Genomic DNA, 2,582 nt, shown 5'->3' with positions numbered 1-2,582 from the left:
CGACCACGCCGGCGCCGACCCCGCCGACGACCAGCCGGCGCACCGCGGGCTCCTCGGCCGCCGCGAGCAGGGCGACCACCGCGCCCATCGAGTAGCCGACGAGGTCGACGGCCGGGACGCCGAGGGCCGCGACGACCGCCCTCAGGTCACGGGCCATCCGCGACTCGCCGTACCGCGCTGGGTCCGGCGACTTGCCGGACATGCCGTGCCCGCGCGCGTCGACCCCCACGACCGCGCGCCCGGCCGCGGTGAGCGCGGCCACCGTGCCGCGACCGGCCCACTCGACCAGGGTGTTGGCGGAGAAGCCGTGCTGCAGCACCACCGGCACGGGGTCCGGGCGCACCCCGGCGTCCGGTTCCCAGCGGTGGTGGGCGACCTCGGTGCCGTCGTCCACCACGAGGACGGAGGTCCGGGGCGCGGCGGCGGGCGAGTCGGTCACGAGTTGCCTCCGGGGGAGTCCTCTGCGGCGCCGGGGCTCCGGCGCCGACCACCGTACGTCGCCCGGCGGTGGCGCGTGGCGCGCGGAACCCGTCAGCTCGCCCGGTAAGCGCTTCCCGCGCGGTGCCGGAGGATCGGTCGAGCTGAACGGAGTCGGTTGCGCGGCCGCCGAGGCGGTGAAGCGGAGGTCTCGCATGACCCCCGGCGGGTCAGGTCGTGCGGTGGTCGTGGGCCGCCCGGGCGAGCGCGCGGATCAGCGGGGTTTCGCCGGCGGTGCGCCAGGTGAAGGCCCAGTGGACCGGTGGGGCGTCGCGGACCGGGAGGTAGGTGAGGTTGGGCCAGGGGTAGAAGCGGGCCGCTTCCGCCGGTACCGCGAGGACGGCCTGCCCGGAGACGACCGCTTTGACCTGGTCGTCCCAGCTGGAGACCGACGGGCCGCGCGGGACCGGTCGGCCGGAGGGGGTGCGGAAGGGCTGGAAAGCCTCTTCCATGGCCGCGGGGACCGGTGACGCGGGGTTGACGAAGGTGAGGTCGCCGTAGTCCTCCAGGGACACGGACCCGCGGTCGGCCCAGGGGTGGGAGTCGGCGAGCATCAGGAGGACCGGCGACGTGTGGGTGACGGGCCCGGTGGTGAGGTCCGGTTCGCGGACGGGCAGCCACAGGTGCGCCACGTCGACCTCCCCGGAGCGGAGCTGCGCCAACGGCGTGACGGGGTTGACGTCGCGGTGGTCGACGCGGGTGCCCGGGTGGCGGGTCCGGAACAGCTCGACGATCCCGTCGACCATCCACGCCTGCGGGCCCATGGTGCCCAGCGTCAGCGTTCCACCGGCCCCTCGGGCGGCGGCGGACACGGTCGCGATCCCGTTCATGATCTGCCGGTACCCGGCGTCGAGCTCCCGGTGGAGCTGCTGCCCGGCGGGGGTGAGGCGCACCCTGCGGGTGGTGCGTTCGAACAAGGCGGCGCCGATGCGGCGCTCCTGCTGCTTGATCGCCTGGCTCACGCGCGCCGGGGTGATGCGCAGCCGTTCGGCGGTCCGCCCGAAGTGCAGCTCCTGCGCCAGCGTCAGGAAGATCTCGATGTCCCGCAGCTCCACGCGCCCTCCGAACCCTTAACCCCCAGCTTAACAGTGCGGTTCCGAGGCCGTTCTTTTTCGTCGGGGCCCGGGTGGCGAAGCTGGTGCAGGCGCCACGGCGCGGCGGCGGATCCGACCCGGCCCCGCGCCGCGCACCACCGGCAACGCACGTGAAGGGATCGCTCCAATGACCACCGCGCACCACATCGTCGCCATCGCCTCCGCGATCTGGATCGGTTTCTCGGGGTACTCGCTGTTCTCCAGGCAGCGGTTCGTCGTGGAACCGCTCGAGCGGTACGGGGTGCCGCGGTCGTGGTGGAACTGGCTGGCGCTGGCCAAGTCGGCCGGCGCGCTCGGTCTGGTCGTGGGCTTGTTCGTCCCGGCCGTCGGTGTCGCGGCGGCGGTGGGGCTGGTCCTGTACTTCCTCGGCGCGGCGGCCACGACGGTGCGTGCGCGCTCGTACCGCACCACCGCCTTCCCGCTGCTGTACCTCGTGCCGGCCGCCGCGACGCTGGTGCTGCAACTGGGCGGATGAGCGCCCGCTCGCGGAACGCCTACTTGACGACGTGGAAGGCGGGGTGGGCGCACCACGCCGCCATCGCCGGCGCGTCCAGGTGGACGTGGTCCTCGACGCGGACGCAGCGGCCCGCGCCCTCCAGGTGCCCGAGCAGGTCCGCGGTGGGCGGGGTCTGGAACTCGACGAACATCCAGCCCTCGGTCCGCTCGGCGACGCGACGCGCCAGCCGGCCCAACAGGGGGCGAGCCGCGAGGTCGCCGACGAAGACGTGCAGCCCGATGTCGCACCGCATCGCCCTGCCGGCGGCCCGCTCGACGAGTTCGACCTCCGCCGGGTCGGTCTCGTGGTCGGGCCGGTCGAGGGAGTAGCCGTAGGGCAGGCCGTCCGCGGAGTACCAGGACCGCGGGTCGGCGGCGTACCGGCTCAAGCCCTCGGCCGCCATCTCCGCCACCACGATCGGCTCGACGTGCTCGGCGGGGTACGGGGTCAAGACGGTCAGCGCGGTTCCACCCATGGGTGGAGTGAACAGGGCCCGCGGTCACGGGGCCTTGCGC

Annotated in this window: 4 protein-coding genes; 1 reads left to right on the top strand and 3 read right to left on the bottom strand. The window is 74.3% G+C overall.

Annotated elements, in window-relative coordinates; translation table 11 throughout:
• Together ACFV4N_RS42660 and ACFV4N_RS42655 are read right to left on the bottom strand one after the other, a co-directional pair.
• On the bottom strand, nt 1-439 hold a 439-nt coding region (locus ACFV4N_RS42660), incomplete at its 3' end, for an alpha/beta fold hydrolase (RefSeq protein WP_499678396.1).
• A 208-nt stretch (nt 440-647) separates the two neighbouring features.
• Complete coding sequence (locus tag ACFV4N_RS42655) at nt 648-1,532, bottom strand: LysR family transcriptional regulator (protein WP_499678395.1); 885 nt, start codon at nt 1,530-1,532, stop codon at nt 648-650.
• Between the two features lie 166 nt (nt 1,533-1,698).
• Here ACFV4N_RS42655 and ACFV4N_RS42650 point away from each other — a divergent pair, with 166 nt between their 5' ends.
• Nucleotides 1,699-2,046 carry a DoxX family protein gene (locus tag ACFV4N_RS42650; RefSeq protein WP_499678394.1) on the top strand — a complete coding sequence of 116 codons (348 nt, stop codon included), beginning with the start codon at nt 1,699-1,701 and terminating at the stop codon, nt 2,044-2,046.
• Between the two features lie 19 nt (nt 2,047-2,065).
• Here the strand turns inward: ACFV4N_RS42650 and ACFV4N_RS42645 are convergent, their stop codons facing one another.
• Nucleotides 2,066-2,542, bottom strand: a complete 477-nt coding sequence (locus ACFV4N_RS42645; RefSeq protein WP_499678393.1) for a hypothetical protein — start codon at nt 2,540-2,542, stop codon at nt 2,066-2,068.
• Between the last annotated feature and the right edge of the window lie 40 nt (nt 2,543-2,582).

This window comes from Actinosynnema sp. NPDC059797 (genome assembly GCF_042732085.1).
Taxonomy (GTDB): domain Bacteria; phylum Actinomycetota; class Actinomycetes; order Mycobacteriales; family Pseudonocardiaceae; genus Actinosynnema.
The sequence above is the reverse complement of the archived record's forward strand: the minus strand, read 5'-3'. Positions and strand labels throughout refer to the sequence as shown.